Source organism: Gymnodinialimonas phycosphaerae, assembly GCF_019195455.1.
Classification (GTDB): domain Bacteria; phylum Pseudomonadota; class Alphaproteobacteria; order Rhodobacterales; family Rhodobacteraceae; genus Gymnodinialimonas; species Gymnodinialimonas phycosphaerae.
Genome location: NZ_JAIMBW010000001.1, coordinates 4,244,814 through 4,264,078 on the forward strand (window position 1 = coordinate 4,244,814; position 19,265 = coordinate 4,264,078).

Consider the following 19,265-nt stretch of genomic DNA (forward strand, 5'->3'; position numbering starts at 1 on the left):
TCCCAAATACGAAGGCGGCACGACATGCCCAAAGGCTACATCATCGGCCATATCACGGTGAACGACCCCGAGGCCTACAAGGAATACATCGAGCGTGACACGCCGATCCTGCTTGGCCACGGCGCGCGTCCGATTGTCCGGGGTGGCAAAGCCGAAGTGCTGGAAGGCGAGACGTTTCAGCGCCATGTCGTCTTTGAATTCGACAGCTACGATGCGGCACTCGCCGCCTACAATGATCCCGAATATCAAGAAGTTGCCGAGATCCGCCGCCGCACCGCCGATAGCGTGATCCTTGTCGTGGAGGGCGTGTAGATGACAGACGCAACCGCCACGGACACCGACAACGGACCCGTCCTTGCCGCTGATGGCACGCCCCTGAAGCGCAGCCTTGGCCGTGCGCTGCGCGCCCAGAAGCTGCGCGCGCTGATGCTGATCGCGCCGCTTCTCATCTTCATCATGGTCGCCTTCATCGCGCCCATCGTCGACATGCTGTTCCGCTCGGTCGAGAACCAGATCACCTCTGAAACCCTGCCGCGCACTGTTGTGGCGTTGGAGGACTGGGATCCAGCCGATCTGCCGAATGACGACACGTTCGCGGCCCTTGCCTATGATTTCATGGAAGCCGCCGAGCGGCGTAATCACACGCGCCTGGGCTCGCGCCTGAACTACGAGACGACAGGGATGTCGTCGCTGTTTCGTCAATCGGGGCGCGGTGTGGATGAGATCGGTGAAGACTACGCCGATCAGTTCATCGCGCTAAACGAGGCGTGGGAAGAGCCCGCCACATGGGCCGCCCTGATGGGCGCGCCCGATTGGGTCGCGGACGCCACCGGGGCGGATGGCCCCGGATTGCCGTTCCGCTTGTCCGTCTCTGCAATGGAAACCCTGCCCGAGACCGCCGACGCCTATCGCAGTTTCGCGCGCACGGTGCAGCAGGAAGACGACGACAACCCCACGGCGGAAGAGCCTTGGTTCACCGTCTACATGGCGCTGTACCGCGACCTCAGCCGCAGTGACGTCTCTGGCTACGACGGCCCCATGGCCGACCTTTTGATCGAGGCTGATACCGCAGTGGACGCCTTCACCGGCATGACCCCGCGCGAGCAATGGCTGGAGGTCAATGACGATTGGGGCGATACCAACGTCTGGGCCACGATCGAGGCATTCTCGGACCCCTACACCGCCGGCTATTTCCTGACCTCCATCGACCTGCGCCTAACACCCGACGGGATCGAGGCGCAGCCCGAAGAGCAACGCATCTACCTGCTGCTGTTCTGGCGCACGATCTTCATGTCTGGGATGATTACGCTGATGTGCGTGCTTCTGGGCTACCCGATTGCCTATCTGCTTTCGAACCTGCCGTCGAAGTCGTCGAACCTATTGCTGATCCTTGTGCTGTTGCCCTTCTGGACATCGCTTCTGGTGCGGACCTCTGCTTGGAAAGTGTTGCTGCAACAACAAGGCGTGATCAACGATATCCTCGTGTGGCTCGGCATCGTGGCCGATGACGCCCGGCTGGCGCTGATCAACAACCAGCTTGGCACCATCATCGCGATGACGCACATTCTGCTGCCGTTCATGATCCTGCCGCTGTTTTCGGTGATGAAGACCATCCCCCCCAGCTACGTGCGGGCCGCGAAAAGCCTGGGCGCCACCAACTTCACCGCGTTCCGGCGCGTGTATTTCCCGCAGTCCATTCCGGGGATCGGGGCGGGGTGCATCCTCGTGTTCATCCTCGCCATCGGCTATTACATCACGCCCGAAATCGTGGGCGGCCGCACCGGCACGTTCATCTCCAACCGGATCGCCTATCACATCAGTCAGAGCCTCAACTGGGGTCTCGCGGCCGCGCTTGGCTCGATCCTGCTGGCGCTGGTGATGGTGCTCTACTGGCTCTACGACCGCATCGTCGGCATCGATAACGTGAAGTTGGGATAAGATCATGGATACGAAACTTCCCCCCTATGCCACGTTCGGCCAGCGCCTTTGGTTCTATGGCTTTCGCGTGATCTGCGGCTTGATCTTCTTTTTCCTGATCGCGCCGATCATCACGATCATCCCGCTGTCGTTCAATGCCGAGGACTTCTTCACCTTCACACCGGGCATGCTGGCGCTTGACCCCGAGGCCTACAGCCTGCGCCACTATCGGGATTTCTTCGGCACCGGGGGGTATCCCTGGTACGGCCTGCTGATCGGTCTTGGCCTCGGCGTGGCGATCACGCTGGTTCTGAAGCTTTGGAAGGGCACGACCAACTTCTTTCCGATCCTGATCCTTGCGATCGTGGGGCTGATTGTCGGCAAGTTGTCGGGCCTTGAGGGCGAGGAGTGGATGACGCCCATGCGCAATTCGCTGCGCATCGCGCCGGTGGCGACGCTTCTGTCGGTGGGCTTTGGCACGCTGGCGGCGATTGGCCTGAGCCAAAGCCACGTGCCCTTTAAGGGCGCGATCATGGCGATCCTGATTTCTCCGATGATCGTGCCGCTCATCATTTCGGCGGCGGGGATGTATTTCTTTTATTCGCGCATCGGGTTGCAAGGCACGTTCATGGGCGTGGTTTTGGCCCACGCGGCCCTGGGCATTCCCTTCGTGATCATCACCGTCACGGCCACGCTGGTGGGCTTTGACCGATCCCTGACACGGGCGGCAGCGAACCTTGGGGCGAACCCGGTGACGACGTTTTTCCGCATCCAGATGCCGCTGATCCTGCCGGGCGTGATCTCGGGCGGGTTGTTCGCCTTCATCACTTCGTTTGATGAGGTGGTCGTGGTGATCTTCGTGGGATCCGCCGGGCAGCAGACGTTGCCATGGCAGATGTTCACCGGCCTGCGAGAACAGATCAGCCCGGTCATCCTGGCGGCAGCAACGGTGCTGGTGGCAATCTCGATCATCTTGCTGACGGTCGTGGAGCTTCTCCGCCAACGCTCTGAGCGCTTGCGCGGTATCGCCCCACACTAGAGACGCAATCCGGGGCGGATGTCCGCCCCTTTTGTGCCAAGTTTCTTTCAAAGTTGCGACGTCTTCAGCTGGCAGTACGGACAGACGCGCGCGTCAACTTTGGATAAACCATGCCCTATTCGATCTTCATGCTCCCCGAAGAGCTGATTACCGTGACCGGTACCAACGGCGGCAGCGGGCTAGATGGCCAAACCCAAGGGTCCGGCGTTCATCTGGCCCCGCCCAATGTGAGCAGCTCCGGGGCGGTTATCACGCTCAATTCCAATGCGTGGGAAGAGATCGAGATCGATGACGACGACGCGAACTTCGGGGATAGTGATACCAGCCAGACCTTGGTGAACACGGAAACCTTTGGCGGTCAGACCTTCCCGGCGAACTCGATCGTGGAGGCCGAGTATGCCGTCATTGTCGAGGATCCCCTTGGCAACCAATACCAGCTTGTCGCGTTCAATATCCGCCAGTCTGGCGACAGCAATTCCTATGGCAACGTTGAAGGCCTTGCCTTCATCGGCCCGCAAGGGGGGTTTCCACCTATCGGTGTGCCGCTGACGGTGATCAGCAACGAGGAAGGCCCCAATATCGCCGCGTCGACCTATGCGACGCCGATTTGCTTTGCGCAGGGGACGTTGATGACCACGCCCAAAGGCGAGGTGGCGGTCGAAGACCTTCGTGTTGGGGACCTTGTTCACACCGAGGAAAACGGGGCAGAGCCGGTGCGCTGGATCGGGCACAAGACCTTTCCGGCCAAGGCACAATTCGCGCCCATCGAATTCGCGCCCGGCGCGATCGGGAACACGCGCGCGTTGCGCCTGTCGCGCCAGCATCGATTGTTGTTGACTGGCTGGCGGGCCGAGTTGTTTTTTGGCGACGAGGCCGTTTGGGTGCCCGCCGCCCATTTCCTCGACTGGCCCGGCGTCCGTGTCGTGGAAGGGGGCATGGTCACGTATTTCCATGTGCTTCTGGACGGTCACCGAACCCTGCTGGCAGAGGGGGTGGAGGCGGAGAGCCTGCATCCCGGCGATGTTGCGCTGTGCTCACTGGGGGCCACGGCGGAGGCAGAGCTGTTCGCGATGTTCCCCGAAATTGAGCGCCTGAGCCGTCGTGCGACCTCTCGCCCGTCACTGCGCGCGATCGAGGCGCGGGCAGCCTTGGCGGCATAGGGACATGATGGTGACTACGGCAGGATCAGCAACCATACGGAGGCGCTGACCACGGTCAACGCGGTGCCAATCAGCACTGTGGAGGCAACGACACGTCGCGCAACGCCGTACATGTTCGCAAAGATATAGGCATTTACCCCCGGCGCCATGGAGGCCGTCAGGACAGCGCTGCGCATCTGCCCGGTGCTCAGCCCGCCAAGCGTGCCGATGGTCCAGGTAATCGCGGGGTGGATCACCAGCGCCAGCACGCAAAGCATCGCGATCGCGCCGGCGTCGCCTTCGGGTTTGTAGCGATAGAGCACGCCCCCCAGACCAAAAAGAGCTGCGGGCAGTGCGGCGCGGATCATCAGATCCAGCGCATCCTGAGCCACTGCCGGGATGCTCAGCCCCGAGAGGTTTATCGCAAAGCCCGCCATGATCCCGATCATCAGGGAGTTGCGAAAAATCGCGTCGGCTACCGTTTTTGCCAACGCAAGGCCCCTCGTCTCGGCCCGCACGATTTCCATCGTGGTAATGCCGATCAGGAAGCAGAATCCCGCGTTGAAGGCGATGATCGTATAGTTGGGCGCCAGCGAAGCGGGGCCGAAAGCACGCTCCATCACCGGCAGGCCCAGAAGGACGGTGTTGGCGAACATGACGGCAAAACCCATGGCAACGCAGTCGGGCCACGGGCGGTCAAACAACAGCCGAGCGCCGAAGATGCCAAGCACAAAGCACGCCCCCGCGCCGCCATAATAGGCGGCCAGCAGCGTCAGATCGAATTCGGCACCGAGGTCGAGCGTCGCAATCGCCGTGAACAGCAGGCAGGGGATCGCGAACTTCTGGGTGAAGACCATAAGGCCATCCACAGCGCTGTCGGCGAAAAGGCCGCGCCAGACCGCGACGTAGCCCGCGCCGACAACAAGGAAGACTGGCAGGACAACGGTAAGTAGATCGCCCATCTAGATGCTGTAGGTCAGGGTCAGGCCGTCGTGAGCCGGGGTGACATGCGCTGGCGTCTCGTCGGCAACCGTCTGATAATCCAGATCGATATGCATGTTGGTCAGCACTGCCCGGCGCGGCTTGGCCCGTGCGATCCACGCCAGAGAGTTCTCCAGATGGCTATGGCTTGGGTGCGGGGTGCGGCGCAACGCGTCAAGGATCCAGGTGTCGAGGCCTTCGAGAATGGGCCAGACAGCCTCGGAGATGCCAGAGACATCGGGCAAATAGGCGACGTCTGCGATGCGGAAACCGAGTGCGTCGATGTTGCCGTGGGTCACTTCGAAGGGCGTGAAAGTGATCGCCCCTCCCGCGCCCTCGATGGTCACGTCGCCGTCAATCCCGTTGATGTCGAGGATCGGCGGATAGGCCGATCCGGGCGGCTGCACGAAGGCATATCCGAAGCGGTTGAGCAGATCGTTCGTGGTCGGCCCGTCGGCATAGACGGGCAGGCGTGCGCGCATGTTGAAGACGATCATCCGCAGGTCATCGAGGCCGTGGACATGATCGGCGTGGGCATGGGTGTAAAGCACCGCATCCAGCCGCCCAATGCCCGCATCCAGAAGCTGCGCGCGCAGGTCGGGGGAGGTATCGATCAGCACCGTCGTCGTGCCGTTTTCATCCTGCCTTTCAACCAGCAACGAACAGCGCCGCCGCGCGTTGCGCGGGTTTGTCGGGTCGCAGTCCCCCCAATGCCCGCCCAGACGCGGGACACCGCCCGACGACCCGCAGCCAAGGATGGTGAAGCGCAGCTCGGCCATCAGGCAGCCTTCCAGAACAGACGGTCGAAATTGGCCGTGGTTTGCGCGGCAAACTCTTCATAGCTGAGGCCAAAGGTCTCGGCGGCCTTGGCGGCGGTATGGGCCGTGAAGGCGGGCTCATTGCGTTTGCCGCGATGGGGTGGGGGGGCAAGGTAGGGGCTGTCGGTTTCCACCAGAATGCGGTCCAGCGGGGCTTGCGCGAAGATATCGCGCAGGGCTTGCGACTTGGGGAAGGCGGTGATGCCGGACATCGACAGGTAGAAGCCAAGGTCGAGGGCGGTTCTGGCCAGCGCGGCGGACGAGCTGAAGCAATGCATGACGCAGGTGTAGGCACCGTTGGCATGCTCTTCTGTCAAGATGCGGGCCATGTCGTCATCGGCGTCACGGGAATGAATGATAAGCGGCAGGTTCGTCCGGCGCGCGGCCTCGATATGCAGGCGCAGGCTGTCTTGTTGGATCTGCGCGCTGTCAGAGGTGTAGTGATAGTCCAGCCCGGTCTCTCCGATGCCGACGAATTTGGGGTGCTGCGCCAGCGTTTCCAACTGGTTGAGGGTCGCCATCGGCTCTTCGGCGGCGGACATCGGGTGGGTGCCCCCGGCCCAGAAGACGGGCGCATGGGCCTCCGCGATTGTCTGAACCTGGGGGGCGTTCTTCAGGCGTGTGCAGATCGTCACCATTCGGGTGACGCCCGCGTCCACGGCGCGCGCGACGACATCGGGCAGCTCATCCGCGAGGCTGTCGAAATCGAGGTGGCAGTGGCTGTCGACGATCTGTGGAGGTGTCATTCGGGTCTCATGCGGCCAGCCGGGCCGCCATCCGGTCCAGGTCGAGGAAGATATCAAACACAAGGCTCGCAGGGTCAAGGTTGACGGCCTTGCCGCGCCGGGCGCGGGCAGTCAGGAACTGCGCGAGGGAGGCCCATTCGCGGGCGTGGTGCGCAGTGGGCGCGAGGCGGGTGAGCATGGCGGCTTCATTGCCGGCGATCTCGACCGGCAAGTGACCGGTGGCACCGACGCGCGCGGCACGGGCCAGCGCGGTTTCGAGCAGCGAGAGGGTCAGCGTGAAACGCGCTTCATTGGCCTTGCCCGCAGTGCCTTCCGCCAGGCGCAGCGCCAGCTGGCGGTCCATATTGGGAAGTGTTCCCAGTAGCTTGGCGATATCCGCGTAAAGCTGTGGCCCACCCTGTTCGGCCAGCAGGATCGCGTCCCCGACAGAGCCTTGGGCCAGCGTGGCCAGCGCCACGCCCTCGGGCGGCTCGGCACCCGCTTGTAGCAGGGCGCTGGCCAGATCGGCGTCCCCGAGCGGGTTGAACCGCAACGTGCGGCAGCGCGACCGGATCGTGGGAAGCAACCCCGAGGGGCGGTGAGAGATCAGGAACAGGACCGCGCCCTCGGGCGGCTCTTCCAGCTCTTTGAGCAGCGCATTGGCGGCGGAGGGGTTCATTTCATCCGCGCTGTCCACGATCACCACGCGGCGGTGATCCCCCGCTGACATCTGGAAAAAACCTTTCAAGCCCCGCACTTCGTCCACGGTCAGTTGGGTCTTGAGCCGCTTGGCGTCATGGTCCCAGGGACGGCGCAGAAGGAACAGGCCGGGCTCGCTGAGCGCGGCCATGCGGCGGGCGACAGGGTGATCCGCTGCAATATCAAGGGTTTCGGGCGGCGGTGGCGCGCCGAACATGCCGTCATCCTCGGGCGGGGGGGTGGCCAGAAGGAACCGCGCCGCGCGCCAGGCGAAGGTGGCTTTGCCGATGCCTTTGGGGCCGGTCAGCAGCCAGCCGTGGGGCAGGCGGCCCGAGGTGGCGGCGCTCAGGAACTCTGCCTCGGGGGCCGCATGGCCGAAGAGACGGGCGGCGTCGCGGGGGTGCGGCGCGCCGTCGAGGCGGTCGGATTCGGGAAGCGCATCATCGGCCATGGGGCAGGTGTAGCATGGGGCGCGGGCGGGGTGCAGGGTAGATCAATGGTATATCAATTTTGGGAGGGAGGTGTCGCGCCCGCCTTCAATCCGTGACGCGTGCGGAGAGCGTGGGACGCCCTGCTTTCGGCGGCTTGGCCGCCTTCCGGGCAATGGCGTTGAGTTGCATGGGGCAAGATGAAGAGAGCGAGAGTTGCCGAAAGCGGGAAGGCTATTGCGTGAGGTGGGAGGCGACGATCTGGGCCAGAGCCCGGGCGACGCTGTCGGGTTCGGCGGAGGCATCGACGAGGTGGCAGCGGCCTGGTGCCTCTTCTGCCAGGGCCTGGAACCCGGCGCGGAGCTTTTGTTGGAAGGCCAGGCCGAAGTCCTCGAACCGGTCCTCGCCGCTATCACGGGCAAGGCCCCGCGACAGGGCCAGTTCCGGGTCCATGTCGAGGATCAGGGTTAGGTCTGGTTCCACCCCGATCGCCTCGGCGTGGATGCGGTCGACCAAGCCACGCAACTCTCCACGTGTGGCACCTTGATAGACGCGGGTGCTGTCGGCGAAGCGGTCGGTCACAACATCCCGTCCGGCGGCCAGGGCGGGGCGGATTGTACGCTCCAGATGATCGCGACGGGCGGCGGTGAACAGCAAGATCTCGGTCTCGGCGCTCCAGCGGTCCGGGTTGCCCTCAACCAGCAAGCGGCGGATTTCCTCGGCACCGTCCGAGCCGCCGGGCTCTCGCGTGCGCAAAGGATCACGGCCCTGGGCGCGCAACCATTCAACCAACGCCTGCGTTTGGGTGGATTTGCCAGAGCCGTCGATGCCTTCGAGGCTGATGAAAAGAGGGGGCATCCGGGTTCTGTGCCTTCGGCTTGCTGTGTGTGACGTAGGTTTTGCACGCTGCACGGGAGAGGGCAAGCGACGCTGATGCCGCTCATGTCCCACGTCAGAGGGGGAGCGCCCAAAGCGCAGGCAAGCGCCCGCAGGGCGCGGGGCCAGCACGGGAGTGTCTGGGATCAGGGCTGGGTGATCGCGTCAGGAGGCGGGCGCTTCGTCGCCCCTGCGGGACATCAGCCCCATCACGTTGGACCAGGCCGCGCCGATGCGCACCATGGGGCCGCCGCGCGGGACGTCCTCCATCACCACGACGGGGACGCGGGCCTCGAACCCATGCACGCCTTGCACGACGTGCAGTTCGCCCACGACATCGCCGGCGCTGATCGGGGCGGGCAGGGGGCTGGTGTAGGTCAATGTCGCCTCGATCTCAGGATCCAGAAGCGCGGGAAGCAACATCTCGATCCCTTCTGAAGGCGCGAGGCCCACGGTTGGCTGGCTGCCCAGGAATACCGGCGCGCGGGCAAGTTCCACGCCCGGCTCTACCACGTCGCGCATGACGAATTGACGGAACGCCCATGTCACGATCCGCTCGGCTTCTGCCGCGCGGGCCTCGGCCGAGCTGAGGCCGGTGATCACAAAGCTTACGCGCCGGTCCCCCTGCATGGCCGACCCGGCCAACCCATACCCGGCCTCTTGCGTGTGGCCTGTCTTCAAGCCATCTGCGCCGACGCCAAGGCCCAGAAGCGGGTTGCGGTTGAAGCGGTTGGCGGGGCTGCGGTTTTCATAATCGAATTCGGTTTCCTGAAAGTAGGCGTAATACTCGGGAAACTCCTCGATAAGTCGCACGGTCAGAATACCCAGGTCGCGCATCGACATGCGGTGGCCCTCGGCGGGCCACCCCGAGGCATTCCTGAAGGTGGAATTCATCATCCCCAACTGCTGCGCCCGTTGGGTCATCATCGTGGCGAAGCCCTCTTCGGTGCCGTCGGGCGACAGCGCTTCACCCAAGGCCACAGAGGCGTCATTGCCCGACACGATCACGATCCCGCGGATCAGATCCTCGATCGTGGGGCGGTCCTGCGTGTTGAGGAACATGGTCGAGCCGCCAAAGCTCATGGCATGCTCGGACACCGGCACGCGGGTGTCCAGCGACAGGCGGCCATCGCGGAGCGCCTCAAACGCCATCAGAAGCGTCATCAATTTGGACATCGACGCGGGCGGCAGCGCCTCATCGGCGTTCAACGCCAGCAGCACCTGGCCCGAGGCGTGGTCATAAACATAGGCCGCGCGGGCCTGGGTCTCGTACCCTTGCGCCTGAACCACCGCGGGGGCGACAAGGGCAGAGAGACAAACGAAAACCGCCGCGAGGAAGGTCGCGGCGGGTTTTGTCAAAGATGCGATGTGCATGGGCCCCTCAAGCGTTTCAAGTGCAACAGGGGTCCAGCTAAAGGCGAAACCTGCGCAACATCAAGGTGCCATACCGCGCCTCGCGAAAATCTGCTTACGCAGGCTTTTCGCGGGACGGGTCAACGTCTAACGAAAAAGGCGTCGTCAAAGCCAAGGTCACGGACGTTGGCCAGGATCGCTTCGCGGGTTTCCGCGCTGTCGGCGGGGCCCACGACGACACGCCAGAACTGTCGGCCATTGGTGGTCTGGTCGTAGATCGTCGGCTCAAGGCCCACGCTGCGCAGCGCTTGCCCGGTGTTGGTCGCATTCTCTTGCACGGAGAAGATGCCGATCTGGATATAGGCCTGCTCGGGCGCGTTGGCCGCAGGGGTGCGTGCGACCGCAGGTTGCGCGGCAGGGCTTGCGGCATCAATAGCGGCGGCGGCAGTTGCGATGGTGCTGTCGGCTCCCTCCAGCGGTGTCGAGGTGATGGTGTCCGCCGCCGCAGAGGCAGCGATATCCGCGCCGGGCGCGAAGCTGTCGGGGGCGGCATCCGCCGTCGCGGCCACTTCTTCGCGGCGCAGCGCCGTGACGTTCAGCATCGTGGGGTCGCCTGCCAGCACACCAATCGCGGCGGCGGCATCCGAGGAGATCTGAAGGTCGGGGCCGGGGTTGTCACGCTCGCGCCGGAACAGGGCGCCGATCACGAAGCGGCCGTTTTCGTCGTTGCGGATGATCACCCGCTCGGGGTCCGTGACATCGGGGTGCGCGACCCAGACACCGCCAAGGGACGGGCGACCGTCCCAGAGGCCCTCGGTCGTGGCCTCGAAGATCTCGGGCGCTTCGACGTCGCGCTCCACAAGGCGCGTGGCGCCAATGGGGGCCGGACCGTCGGCATCGGCATTGCGGGAACTGAAGAGCCCGCCTCCGCCTTCTTCGACGCAGCCCGCAAGGGCGATGACTGGAACAAGCGCGAAGGTTAACGCGCGGATTCGGGACGTTTGGCGGATTGGGGTCATACTGCTCATCTCTGCACTCTGTCCCCACGCGTCATGCGCGCAGGTGTTTTTATTGCGATCCCGGACGTTGCCGGAGTGCGATCCGGTTGCATGGACCGCGCCTGTATTACCGTTACGTTACATCACCGATTCGCATCTGAAAAGCCGCCTTGTGCAGAACGCTGCGCAGAGTGGGTTTCAGAATCACACTTGCCACAGTATCGCGGTGTCCAGACCCGCCCGGAGGAGTGGCAGAGTGGTCGAATGCACCGGTCTTGAAAACCGGCGTGCGTGAAAGCGTACCGTGGGTTCGAATCCCACCTCCTCCGCCACTTGCCCTTGAGAAACGTTTCTCCCGATCCGGCTGCGGCCGGATTTTTCCGTTGTTTTCGAGGGTTATGCGGGAGGGGCTGAGCACTGGCCGGTGGGGAGGAATGGTCAGAAGCGGTCTCTCCGGGCCGGTATTCTCCGGACCTCATGACTCCGCTGATTTGGTGTTCAGGTTATAAGTCTCTGATACAAAATGGTTTACCTAAAGTGCGGCTAAGCACTTCGACTTCGGTCTCTACCGCATTAAAGCGACCCGGTTCGAACCTCGCCAGTTGTGACGATGTCAAAATAAGAGCAGAATTCGACGTTGTGGTCAGGTCGCTCGCAAGATCCGCAAAGGAGGGAGGACGACAGCGCCCCACCTACCTTTTTGTTCAGTTTCTCCAGCCGCTTGCATTCAGGTTTCTTGGAAACAAAACTGAACTCTGGCAAGCTCTATCCATGGGATGGTCCAAAGCAATTTTGTGATGCCAAGGCGACTTCGGGAGGTGGTCACCTTCTTGGTAGATGTTGGATCCGACGCTTGACCTTCCCTATATTGAAGCCGACGATATTTTAGTGGGAATGCAGGAACCTGCATACAGGCGCTTGTCTCCGGTGTGCAATGAAACCGGTGCGCCGAACTTCGACGGTTATTGGGAGATGAAACGAATTGGATGAACTGGTCGAATTCAATAATTCATTGATTGAGGAAGTCGCCGCAGAAGCATCAGCAAGTGGCATTTCACAGGCTGACGCCTTTTTCGAGCGGATGGCGGCCCTCCTGGAAGCAGAAGGTGAAATTGCGACCGCTGACCGAGTTACGTTTCTCGCCAGCAGTCAGGGCAAGACCGTAAGGCTCGACGGGATTGGCGGAGACCCCCGTGAGTCCGAGGGTATCCTTAGCGTCATCGTCAGCGATTTTCATGATGGAGACGCGGCGGAGAAGATCAATGCAAGCGATGCCAAGAAGGCCTTCGGCCACCTTATCAACTTTGTCGCTGCCGCGCGTCGAGCAGCCTTCCGGGAGGACCTGATCGAAGGGAGTGCTGAAGCAGGTGCCGCCTCGATTATTACATCGGCGTGGTCATCTATTACGAAGATCAAACTCATTCTCATGACCAACGCGACCTATAGTGCCAGGACAGACGCGGTTCTTGCGGGCAAGATTGATGGCATTCCAGTCACCTACAACATCTGGGATCTTACACGCTTCCATCGTTACGAGACGTCGGGACACGCTCGGGAAAAGATCATCGTCAATTTTCGGGAAGATTTCGGCGCAAGCATCCCGGCACTGGCTGCTTCGAGCAGCGGCGAACACCTCGACAGTTATCTTGTTGTGATCAGCGGCCATCAATTGGCTGAAATTTATGACAAATGGGGGGCGCGGCTTTTGGAGTCGAACGTTCGGAGCTTCCTTCAGGCGCGCGGCGCTGTGAACCGGGGTATTCGGGACACCATCAAGGATGAACCGGCAATGTTCTTCAGCTATAACAACGGGCTGTCGGCAACGGCCGACAGTGTCGAGGTAGAGAAGACATCGAACGGTCTCAGGATCGTGTCCGCGACAAACCTGCAGGTAGTAAATGGTGGTCAAACCACAGCTTCTCTCCACGCGGCTCGGAAAATCTCGCCAGAAACGCTCGAACAGGTCCACGTGCAAATGAAGTTGACAGTTGTTCCGTCGGATGCTTCCGAAGAGGTCGTCCCGTTCATCTCGAAATACGCCAACAGTCAGAACAAGGTCAGCGCGGCGGATTTCTTCTCGAACCACCCGTTCCATATGAGGATGGAAGAATACTCGAGACGAGTTTTGGCTCCGGCCGCCGAAGGTACAAACCGGGAGACAAAATGGTTCTACGAGCGCGCAAGGGGTCAGTACCTTGTCGAACGCGCCAAGAAATCCCAAGCTGAACGTCGGCGTTTTGATCTTGAAAACCCGAAACCGCAATACTTCGTCAAAACCGACCTTGCGAAGGTCGAGATGAGTTTCCGCATGCGGCCTGATACGGTCAGCAAGGGCGCGCAGAAAAACTTCGGCGAGTTTGCCCAGATGATCGGGGCGGAATGGAACCGGAGTGACAAGAAGTTCGATGAGACATGGTATCGGCGCCTAGTCTCTAAACTGATAATCTTCCGGCATCTCGAAAAGACAATTCCGAAACAGTCGTGGTATCCCGGTGGATATCGCGCGAACATTGTTACCTATTCTATCGCTAAATTGGTCTCGGACGCGGATGAAAGGGACCAGGTTATTGATCTTGATGCCGTATGGCGGCGCCAATCGGTATCGCGGGATCTAGGTGACGCATTATTGATCGCGGCCGAAGCGGCAGTGGAAGTAATCACCCACCCCGAAGCGGGCGTGAACAATATAACGGAATGGGGAAAGAAACAGGCGTGTTGGGCGACCTTGCAGCGGGCTGATATCGACTATGGGCCTGAGTTTATGAACTGTCTCGTCGAGCCAGAGCAGGCGCGCGCTGTTCAGAGAGATGGCCGTCGCGAAGAAGCAGTAATTTCTGGCATCGAAGCCCAGACTTCGGTGATTGAGGCCGGAGGTGAATTCTGGAACCAGCTTAGGGAATGGGGCGGAGGCAAGAGGATATTCAGTCCAAAGGAGGATGGCATACTAAAGGTTTGCAGCCTCTTCCCGTCCAAGCTGCCGTCGGAAAAACAATCGGTCATCGCACTCGATCTTCTTGAGCGGGCCCGAGAGGAAGGCTACGCGGACGAGGACGAATCTCCAAGGGTCCGGATATCCTCCTTGTCACGACAGCACTAAGATAGGACTGCCACCTTCAATGGACCCGCCGCCAGGCCGTCAAACGGATTCGAACGCCTTGATCAGGTTCAGGCTCTTCAGCGTCTTTCGGTCTGATCCCGATCGAATACCGGTTGCCGAAGCTAGCCCGTGATATTTCGAACTCGTCACCTTCCCTAGCGCCAACGTCCCGAAACCAGCTCGTCATGTGTGTAATCCGGTACTCATTTCTGGTGCCGCCCGGATCGTGAAGGCGGTTGTTGTAGTAGACGAAACGGAATTTCAAAGTGTGTCCGGTTTCGTCGATGCACTCGATCCATGCGTCAGGGTTCTTTACGTCCTGATCAAGAGCCGGCAGCATTGCGAGAAGTTCCTTCTCGCCTTTGGGGATCAAGACGCCGCCTTGGTGTCCACCGGTCGTTCCGACATCATTGGCACTCAGTCGCTTTCTGAATTTTTCACTGCTCATGACTTCACCGGCATAATTTCGAGGGCACGTTTGAGATCATCGGCGTCACGGGTCGAGACTGGCACGGTCTCGTTCGCAAGGTCGTTTTTCCAGGCGGACCGATCGATCATAACTTCCTCCACGGTATCCAAATAGAAGAGCCGATAGACAGTGACCGGTTCGGTCTGCCCTCTTCGGTGTGCCCGTGCACTCGCTTGGGCTTCAAGCGCGGGATTCCACACCGGGGTGAAATGGATCACAACGGTTGCTGCAGTAATGTTTAAACCTGCCCCCGCCGCTTTTGGGTTGAGGACCAAGCAGGCCGATCCTTCGTGAGCTGCGAATAAATCGATGATGGTTTGCCTGTCCTCCTGAGGGGTTGAACCGTTTATGGCCCCCCAATGGGTATCGGGCATATGGGAACACGCTTGCTTAAGGAGGTCACCGATCCGATTGAAAAGAGAGAAAACAATGACCTTTCGACCATTGGCAAACGCCTCACGAAGAAGGGCGACTGCTCGCTCCATCTTGGGTGTCATAAGAGGCATGTCTGCGGCTGAGACAATGGCCGCATCCTCTTCGGTTTCCGCCGAGTTGCGCAACCACGGATGAGCGCAAACGAGCTGCAACTGTAGAGTAGCAACAAGGGCGCCCGCGACGGGATACCTCTCCATAGTGGCGTCACGTACATCGCGATAGTGGTCGATCAGCCGGTCGTCGAGTTCGAGCGGAACATCCACGTCAATCCTTTCCGGCAGATCGCTGGCGACATCCGCCACCCGGCGTTTTAGGACGATTGGGTCGGTGAGACGCTGCAACCGTTGACCTGAGTCGAGACTATCGGGAAAACTGCTCTCGAACTCCGATAGGCTGCCCAAAAGCCCTGGAATGGCGAAATCCGTCAAAGACCAAAGGTCGACCAAGCTATTTTCGACGGGTGTCCCGGTCATAGGAATGGCCCGTTTCCGGGGGATGGTTGCGATTGCTTGGCGACGGTTCGAGTGTGGGTTCTTGATTGCTTGGGCCTCATCGCAAATCACCCAAGACCATTCAAGGCTCGAAAAAATGGCAATATCATTTACCATAGTATCGTAGGTTGTGATCAGCACTTGGGACCCTTGCAGCCCTGAAACCACCCCAGTCCTGTGCGCTCCTCTATGAACAGCTACACCCAATGTCGGCGCGAACCTGGCAATCTCGCGTACCCAGTTGGCAATGAGGCTGGTGGGACAGACAATCAGTGCCGGTGCCTGGGTCCCGGGCCGATCGATCATGAGCAGCGCGATGATTTGGAGTGTCTTACCGAGGCCCATCTCATCGGCGAGAATCAGTCCGCCAGTTCGGGAGACCGTTTCCCACATCCATTGAACGCCCCTCGCCTGATAGGGAAATAGCTTCGCCTCCAAGCCCGCGATACCGATCGTATCGCTTTTTAAATCTGCAGCCTCCTTGCCCGGTTTCATAATCGCTTCCGACGGCTCGGTAGCGATGCCGTCCTCATCGGACCTCATGAGTCGGATTGCAGTGCTGAATGGAATATCAGTGGGATCGACATCGCCGATTTTTTGCACGAGCAATTGCGTTGCATCGCGTGGGAGGGGCCGAAGTATCGTACCATCGACCACCCAGCTATGGCGGTTGGTAGGGGCCATGAACTCATGCCGCTCGCCCCGTACTATCCTAACGCCGCCCAACCGCGCGACGATTCGGTTCTCCTCACGCTCGAGGCGGACGATCGGTTCCAGAAGTCTTTCCGAAATAGAATGACCACCAGGAGGAGCCTCTTTCAGACTTGCAAACGACTCGGGGAGTTTCGTGTAGTCAACCACCGTGTTCCTCCAACATGCACCTGATGTCTTCGATATCCCAAGGTACCGGTCGCCGCGTGTGGGCCGCCCGATGGCAGGAGGGACATAGAGGCAGGAGGTCGGTTGCGGGGTCGTAGGGTCTGGGAGCCGCGACATTTGCCAATGGCTCCAGGTGATGCACTTCGATTATGCCGCCAGCGATTTCGCCATAGCGCAGACGGGGCTCGAGTCCACAAGCCGCGCAACTCTCGCCGTGCAAGCGAATGCAGAGAAGCCGGTTGCGAGGGTTGCGCTCACGGCGATTGATGACGGAAGGCTTTATTGCCCCCTCGAAAGCCGGCTCATCGTCAACCGCGTCGTCCTCGACCATGTCGTACCCGATGAGTTCGGCCATCGCCGCCATCATGGGTACGATGACTTCACGGCAGGTAAGTGAGACCGCTTCATCTGTGTCGGGTCGAACGTCGTGCCGTATGGTAGCATCCATACGGAAGGAGCCATCGGTGACAGTCCAATCTTCAAGCGCCTGCTCTCCCAAAGAAAGTGCCGCAGCTTGGTCAATGGATGCTACAAGCGCCATAGCCAGCTGTCGATCCTCGGCCGATGCCTGACGAATCTGGCGGATAATGGGCCCAGAGAAATTTCCGAATGTCAGATTGACGTGGTGCGCTTTGAGGCCGCGGGGTCTAATTTCGGCAACGGGACCGTGCTGCTGGTCAAGGTCAGCGAACCATATTTTCATACCAGATCGCAGCCCGCCATTGTCTATGGCTACCGCTATTACAGCGCCTGTGCCTTCCTCAAGTTCGCGGACAATTAGTTCCTGCTTCGCTGCCAGCATCAGTCGCCATCATCTTCTGCCAGTTCGCTTGGCTCAGGATCCGGCAGGTTCCGCAAAAGCTTGCGGAGATTGTTTGATATTTCTGTGCGGATATCCTCGAAAATGGGCTCAAGTTCATCATTTGTATTGTTCTGTTCGGCCGCTGCGAATGCCCAAAGCAAAAGGTCAATGCCTTCCACTGCATAGCCGTTGGCAGCGGCACGTTGATAGATTTTCTGGTAGAAGTCGTGATGCTTGTTCAGAAGAACGGAGGGCACATGCCCGTCGTTGCCGGTGCTCCGGAAAGCTGGCTGCCAGAGTTCCCCGCTATTGATCGATTCAACGGCTTCAACATGCACGTAATCGGGGCTTACATTGTTCTGGATCGGTGACTTGATCCGGATCTTCGGACCCATGTTGTTGGATATCTCAGCAGATTGGCCTTCTGGGTCCACCGACGTCACCAGTGCCTTCGCTGCATTCGTCGTCGCCGCGATGTTCTTATTGGAACTACCGTGATCCACCTTGTTTTTCGCATTGGCCTGCGCTCGACTCTGCCGCCGATAACGGTTCCCTGCCTCGCGGTATATCGGCTGGAGAAGCGTTTGGAGCCCGTCCTCGAGATCAGGGTGGAAAAGAATACGGGACTTTTTCACATCAATTCTGAAAGCGTCGTCGAGCTCATGCCCGAAATCGAATTCGATCCGCAAAAGGGAAGTGTGAGGTTCGGGCGCGCCGAAGACATCCATCCAGCCGCCGTCTTGGATTAATCGCCCCTCGCGGAATACGTAGAAGCCTTGAGCCCGGTTCGAGATACGGGCGTATTCACGTTCCTCATCCTTCGTCATGTCGCGACGGTGGGGAAGGATCCAGGCGCGGATCGTGGCACGTTCTTCCGATCCGTCAGGCATCTCAACCAATAGCGTCTGTTTCTTTTCTGGAAGAACCTGCTCGGACCTTTTGGGGTAGAATGGATTCCATGGCACGACCGGGCAGCTGTTGATGAAAATATCTATATCCCGCTCGCGCTTGTCGGATTTGTCGGTAAAGCGGTGGTAGACCAGAGAGAGGTGTTTGCTGAGGGTGTCAGACAGCCTTTTGATTGCAGCTTGTTCCTTTGTCCCCCCAGCTTCGTACTCTTTGGAAAGGATCCGGTCACATTTTTCCCAGATTACGAGGGTTCCCGTTTCTCCACAGAGCTCTTCGAACATTTCTTCTTCATCGGTCGTTACCGGCTCGCGCAGCATTTCCCACCTGCCGCGCGCCTTCACATGGTCGAGATCCCACGCAAGTTTTGCCAAGGGCTGCTCCGTGGCCGCCCGCGAAACAATAGTGAATTTCAGGCAGACCGAACTTGAAGCCGTCTTCAGCCCGAGGCCGAATTTCCCCAGGCTTTCAGGGTTCTCGCGCACAGGCGCGCCGTATCGCATGGCGCGATGGATCGTTTCTTCATCCATCCCGATACCATTGTCGCCAAAATAGACCAGTTTTCTTCCGTCTTCGTGAAGAACAATCTCGACATTGATGTGGTCGGCTTTGGCAGCAATTGAATTGTCAATAATGTCAGCAGCGGCGGTCTTTACATTGTAACCTGTGTCGCGCAGCCCGAATATTAGGCGCGGGGCATCCGGTTCATTTATCAGATCATCCATCCCGCTCTTCCTCTCTGTAGCGTCCTTCCGGCAATCCGGAATTTTCAATCAAATAGTCTCTCTTTTATTCGGCAGCTCGCCAGAGAATTCTTTACCGCGCAGCCATTCGGCGATCTCAGTCAAGAGATCCTCCGAGAAAAATCGCTTTGTCGCACATTCCCAAACTGTCAGTACTCGCCACCCTGACGCGATGAGCGCCTGTGTAGTCTTCTGATCGCGTTCGACGTTCTTTGCCAATTTCTCCCGCCAGAATTCAGTCCGGGTTTTCGGCAACCTGAAATAGGAACAACCTTTGTGGGCATGCCAGAAGCAACCGTTAATGAAAATTGCTGCCCCGTATTTCGGCAACACGAGATCGGGCTTGCCCACAAGATGGCGGCTGTGGAGGCGGAATCTGAACCCCAGACCATGCAATCCCGTGCGAACAATCATCTCGGGCTTTGTATTTTTTGGCCCAATCCCAGCCATCATTTCCGATCTCGTCATCG

17 protein-coding genes and 1 tRNA gene are annotated in these 19,265 nt (G+C 60.0%); 6 read left to right on the forward strand and 12 right to left on the reverse strand.

What is annotated here, in order from left to right; genetic code table 11:
* Positions 1-24 precede the first annotated feature (24 nt).
* From KUL25_RS21350 to KUL25_RS21365, 4 genes are all read left to right on the forward strand, one after another.
* On the forward strand, positions 25-312 hold the full coding sequence (locus KUL25_RS21350; RefSeq protein ID WP_068355639.1) for a DUF1330 domain-containing protein: 288 nt from the start codon (positions 25-27) through the stop codon (positions 310-312).
* The gene (locus KUL25_RS21355) at positions 313-1,938 is read left to right on the forward strand and encodes an ABC transporter permease (protein ID WP_257894733.1); all 1,626 of its coding nucleotides are present in this window, start codon (positions 313-315) and stop codon (positions 1,936-1,938) included. It abuts the gene before it with no gap.
* A gap of 4 nt (positions 1,939-1,942) precedes the next feature.
* Entirely contained in the window at positions 1,943-2,956 is a 1,014-nt protein-coding gene (locus KUL25_RS21360; RefSeq protein ID WP_257894734.1) for an ABC transporter permease, read from the forward strand.
* A 110-nt stretch (positions 2,957-3,066) separates the two neighbouring features.
* Positions 3,067-4,116, forward strand: coding sequence for a Hint domain-containing protein (locus KUL25_RS21365; protein ID WP_257894735.1), 1,050 nt, complete (start codon positions 3,067-3,069; stop codon positions 4,114-4,116).
* Between the two features lie 14 nt (positions 4,117-4,130).
* Here KUL25_RS21365 and KUL25_RS21370 read toward each other — a convergent pair whose 3' ends face one another.
* From KUL25_RS21370 to KUL25_RS21400, 7 genes are all read right to left on the reverse strand, one after another.
* Entirely contained in the window at positions 4,131-5,057 is a 927-nt protein-coding gene (locus KUL25_RS21370) for an AEC family transporter (RefSeq protein ID WP_257894736.1), read from the reverse strand.
* Positions 5,058-5,855: an MBL fold metallo-hydrolase gene (locus tag KUL25_RS21375; RefSeq protein WP_257894737.1), complete on the reverse strand. Its 798-nt coding sequence runs from the start codon at positions 5,853-5,855 to the stop codon at positions 5,058-5,060.
* Positions 5,855-6,640 (reverse strand): TatD family hydrolase, encoded by a 786-nt coding sequence (locus KUL25_RS21380; RefSeq protein WP_257894738.1) that lies wholly within the window; start codon positions 6,638-6,640, stop codon positions 5,855-5,857. Before KUL25_RS21380 ends, KUL25_RS21375 begins: the two co-directional genes overlap by 1 nt.
* Before the next feature lie 7 nt (positions 6,641-6,647).
* On the reverse strand, positions 6,648-7,769 hold the full coding sequence (locus tag KUL25_RS21385) for a DNA polymerase III subunit delta' (RefSeq protein ID WP_257894739.1): 1,122 nt from the start codon (positions 7,767-7,769) through the stop codon (positions 6,648-6,650).
* A gap of 211 nt (positions 7,770-7,980) precedes the next feature.
* Positions 7,981-8,604, reverse strand: coding sequence for a dTMP kinase (gene tmk / locus KUL25_RS21390; RefSeq protein WP_257894740.1), 624 nt, complete (start codon positions 8,602-8,604; stop codon positions 7,981-7,983).
* Positions 8,605-8,787: 183 nt separating this feature from the next.
* Positions 8,788-9,996 carry a D-alanyl-D-alanine carboxypeptidase family protein gene (locus KUL25_RS21395; RefSeq protein ID WP_257894741.1) on the reverse strand — a complete coding sequence of 403 codons (1,209 nt, stop codon included), beginning with the start codon at positions 9,994-9,996 and terminating at the stop codon, positions 8,788-8,790.
* 119 nt (positions 9,997-10,115) lie between these two features.
* Complete coding sequence (locus tag KUL25_RS21400) at positions 10,116-11,003, reverse strand: SPOR domain-containing protein (RefSeq protein ID WP_257894742.1); 888 nt, start codon at positions 11,001-11,003, stop codon at positions 10,116-10,118.
* Positions 11,004-11,215: 212 nt separating this feature from the next.
* On the opposite strand from KUL25_RS21400, the gene KUL25_RS21405 reads away from it, so the two are divergent.
* Positions 11,216-11,305: transfer RNA gene (locus KUL25_RS21405), tRNA-Ser, on the forward strand.
* A 650-nt stretch (positions 11,306-11,955) separates the two neighbouring features.
* Positions 11,956-14,070 carry an AIPR family protein gene (locus tag KUL25_RS21410; RefSeq protein WP_257894743.1) on the forward strand — a complete coding sequence of 705 codons (2,115 nt, stop codon included), beginning with the start codon at positions 11,956-11,958 and terminating at the stop codon, positions 14,068-14,070.
* Positions 14,071-14,086: 16 nt separating this feature from the next.
* Here KUL25_RS21410 and KUL25_RS21415 read toward each other — a convergent pair whose 3' ends face one another.
* Genes KUL25_RS21415 through KUL25_RS21435 form a run of 5 tightly spaced genes read right to left on the reverse strand, consistent with a single transcriptional unit; the run spans position 14,087 to position 19,263 of the window.
* Positions 14,087-14,518, reverse strand: coding sequence for an EcoRII N-terminal effector-binding domain-containing protein (locus KUL25_RS21415; protein ID WP_257894744.1), 432 nt, complete (start codon positions 14,516-14,518; stop codon positions 14,087-14,089).
* Complete coding sequence (locus KUL25_RS21420; RefSeq protein WP_257894745.1) at positions 14,515-16,326, reverse strand: DEAD/DEAH box helicase; 1,812 nt, start codon at positions 16,324-16,326, stop codon at positions 14,515-14,517. The genes KUL25_RS21415 and KUL25_RS21420 overlap by 4 nt, the downstream gene beginning before the upstream one ends.
* Entirely contained in the window at positions 16,319-17,146 is an 828-nt protein-coding gene (locus tag KUL25_RS21425) for an HNH endonuclease (RefSeq protein WP_257894746.1), read from the reverse strand. Before KUL25_RS21425 ends, KUL25_RS21420 begins: the two co-directional genes overlap by 8 nt.
* Positions 17,146-18,777: an ATP-binding protein gene (locus KUL25_RS21430; protein WP_257894747.1), complete on the reverse strand. Its 1,632-nt coding sequence runs from the start codon at positions 18,775-18,777 to the stop codon at positions 17,146-17,148. The genes KUL25_RS21425 and KUL25_RS21430 overlap by 1 nt, the downstream gene beginning before the upstream one ends.
* A 48-nt stretch (positions 18,778-18,825) precedes the next feature.
* Complete coding sequence (locus KUL25_RS21435) at positions 18,826-19,263, reverse strand: very short patch repair endonuclease (protein ID WP_257894748.1); 438 nt, start codon at positions 19,261-19,263, stop codon at positions 18,826-18,828.
* Between the last annotated feature and the right edge of the window lie 2 nt (positions 19,264-19,265).

Coding starts and splice junctions, on each gene's coding strand:
- KUL25_RS21355 (WP_257894733.1), top strand. CDS start 313: ATGACAGACGCAACCGCCACGGACACCGACAACGGACCCGTCCTTGCC.
- KUL25_RS21430 (WP_257894747.1), bottom strand. CDS start 18,777: ATGGATGATCTGATAAATGAACCGGATGCCCCGCGCCTAATATTCGGG.
- KUL25_RS21395 (WP_257894741.1), bottom strand. CDS start 9,996: ATGCACATCGCATCTTTGACAAAACCCGCCGCGACCTTCCTCGCGGCG.
- tmk (WP_257894740.1), bottom strand. CDS start 8,604: ATGCCCCCTCTTTTCATCAGCCTCGAAGGCATCGACGGCTCTGGCAAA.
- KUL25_RS21425 (WP_257894746.1), bottom strand. CDS start 17,146: ATGCTGGCAGCGAAGCAGGAACTAATTGTCCGCGAACTTGAGGAAGGC.
- KUL25_RS21400 (WP_257894742.1), bottom strand. CDS start 11,003: ATGAGCAGTATGACCCCAATCCGCCAAACGTCCCGAATCCGCGCGTTA.
- KUL25_RS21415 (WP_257894744.1), bottom strand. CDS start 14,518: ATGAGCAGTGAAAAATTCAGAAAGCGACTGAGTGCCAATGATGTCGGA.
- KUL25_RS21365 (WP_257894735.1), top strand. CDS start 3,067: ATGCCCTATTCGATCTTCATGCTCCCCGAAGAGCTGATTACCGTGACC.
- KUL25_RS21375 (WP_257894737.1), bottom strand. CDS start 5,855: ATGGCCGAGCTGCGCTTCACCATCCTTGGCTGCGGGTCGTCGGGCGGT.
- KUL25_RS21370 (WP_257894736.1), bottom strand. CDS start 5,057: ATGGGCGATCTACTTACCGTTGTCCTGCCAGTCTTCCTTGTTGTCGGC.
- KUL25_RS21350 (WP_068355639.1), top strand. CDS start 25: ATGCCCAAAGGCTACATCATCGGCCATATCACGGTGAACGACCCCGAG.
- KUL25_RS21435 (WP_257894748.1), bottom strand. CDS start 19,263: ATGACGAGATCGGAAATGATGGCTGGGATTGGGCCAAAAAATACAAAG.
- KUL25_RS21385 (WP_257894739.1), bottom strand. CDS start 7,769: ATGGCCGATGATGCGCTTCCCGAATCCGACCGCCTCGACGGCGCGCCG.
- KUL25_RS21380 (WP_257894738.1), bottom strand. CDS start 6,640: ATGACACCTCCACAGATCGTCGACAGCCACTGCCACCTCGATTTCGAC.
- KUL25_RS21360 (WP_257894734.1), top strand. CDS start 1,943: ATGGATACGAAACTTCCCCCCTATGCCACGTTCGGCCAGCGCCTTTGG.